Source organism: Campylobacter sp. RM16189, from assembly GCF_012978815.1.
Classification (GTDB): domain Bacteria; phylum Campylobacterota; class Campylobacteria; order Campylobacterales; family Campylobacteraceae; genus Campylobacter_A.
In genome coordinates, this window is the sequence record NZ_LIWR01000024.1 from 1 (window position 1) to 2200 (window position 2200).

Annotated in this window: 1 tRNA gene and 1 rRNA gene; both read left to right on the plus strand. The window is 43.7% G+C overall.

Annotated elements, in window-relative coordinates:
• Window positions 1–331: 331 nt before the first annotated feature.
• A 16S ribosomal RNA gene (locus tag CDOM16189_RS07950) occupies window positions 332–1846 on the plus strand.
• A 275-nt stretch (window positions 1847–2121) separates the two neighbouring features.
• Window positions 2122–2197: transfer RNA gene (locus CDOM16189_RS07955), tRNA-Ala, on the plus strand.
• The last annotated feature ends 3 nt before the right edge of the window (window positions 2198–2200 follow it).

Sequence of the window (2200 nt, forward strand, 5' to 3'; positions counted from 1 at the left end):
TGTTAAACTAATTAGTCAATCTTTGAAATCTAAACAAGTGATCGATTGAGCCATCTACTTTAATAGGCTTTCTTTGGAAAGTAATTAATGTAGAAAAACTAAAAAATCATCTTTTAATTAGCTTGCTAATTTAAAAGATAAGAGATTATAAAATTAAAAGTTTTTTGATTAAAACTTCATATAAAAGCTAACTTCTAAGATAGTTCAAATTTGAACTTAAAAAGCTTATTTGCTTTTTACGAAATTGCTGACACGCAATTTTGTGCTTTAGAGGTTTCCAAAGGATAAAATCCTTTGGTCGCAAGAACTAGCTTTGCTAGTTCGCGAAATTAATATGGAGAGTTTGATCCTGGCTCAGAGTGAACGCTGGCGGCGTGCCTAATACATGCAAGTCGAACGGAGATTAAAGTAAGCTTGCTTATTTTAATCTTAGTGGCGCACGGGTGAGTAATGTATAGCTAATCTGCCCTACACTAGAGGACAACAGTTGGAAACGACTGCTAATACTCTATACTCCTTCTTGACATAAGTTAAGTCGGGAAAGTTTTTCGGTGTAGGATGAGGCTATATCGTATCAGCTAGTTGGTGAGGTAATGGCTCACCAAGGCTATGACGCGTAACTGGTCTGAGAGGATGATCAGTCACACTGGAACTGAGACACGGTCCAGACTCCTACGGGAGGCAGCAGTAGGGAATATTGCTCAATGGGGGAAACCCTGAAGCAGCAACGCCGCGTGGAGGATGACACTTTTCGGAGCGTAAACTCCTTTTCTTGGGAAAGAATTATGACGGTACCCAAGGAATAAGCACCGGCTAACTCCGTGCCAGCAGCCGCGGTAATACGGAGGGTGCAAGCGTTACTCGGAATCACTGGGCGTAAAGGACGCGTAGGCGGATTATCAAGTCTTGAGTGAAATCTAACGGCTTAACCGTTAAACTGCTTGGGAAACTGATAATCTAGAGTAAGGGAGAGGCAGATGGAATTCTTGGTGTAGGGGTAAAATCCGTAGAGATCAAGAAGAATACCCATTGCGAAGGCGATCTGCTGGAACTTAACTGACGCTAATGCGTGAAAGCGTGGGGAGCAAACAGGATTAGATACCCTGGTAGTCCACGCCCTAAACGATGTATACTAGTTGTTGCTTTGCTAGTCAAGGCAGTAATGCACCTAACGGATTAAGTATACCGCCTGGGGAGTACGGTCGCAAGATTAAAACTCAAAGGAATAGACGGGGACCCGCACAAGCGGTGGAGCATGTGGTTTAATTCGAAGATACGCGAAGAACCTTACCCGGACTTGATATCTAACAAATCATCTAGAGATAGAAGAGTGTCTGCTTGCAGAAATGTTAAGACAGGTGCTGCACGGCTGTCGTCAGCTCGTGTCGTGAGATGTTGGGTTAAGTCCCGCAACGAGCGCAACCCACGTATTTAGTTGCTAACGGTTAGGCCGAGCACTCTAAATAGACTGCCTTCGTAAGGAGGAGGAAGGTGTGGACGACGTCAAGTCATCATGGCCCTTATGTCCGGGGCGACACACGTGCTACAATGGCATATACAATGAGACGCAATATCGCGAGATGGAGCAAATCTATAAAATATGTCCCAGTTCGGATTGGAGTCTGCAACTCGACTCCATGAAGCCGGAATCGCTAGTAATCGTAGATCAGCCATGCTACGGTGAATACGTTCCCGGGTCTTGTACTCACCGCCCGTCACACCATGGGAGTTGATTTCACTCGAAGTCGGAATGCTAAACTAGCTACCGCCCACAGTGGAATCAGCGACTGGGGTGAAGTCGTAACAAGGTAACCGTAGGAGAACCTGCGGTTGGATCACCTCCTTTCTAGAGTACAATGAATATTCTCTCACAAGATATTCATCAAAGGAAAATTTAGATTAGCCTTATTAAACTAATCTACTCAATCATCCTTGTTTAGTTTTGAAAGATTGACGGCTAATAAATTTGTCTAATTCCTTAATTGCCTAGACAAAAACCTAAATTTGTGATTTATGATAAACGAAGTTTAGAATAAATCTTTATAACTTTAGGTGGGTGCAGGGAGTGAAACTCCTGCTCGTAAATACTAGCTTTGCTAGTATGCGAAGTAAGGATGTTAAGGGGAATTAGCTCAGCTGGGAGAGCGCCTGCTTTGCACGCAGGAGGTCAGCGGTTCGATCCCGCTATTCTCCACCAAAT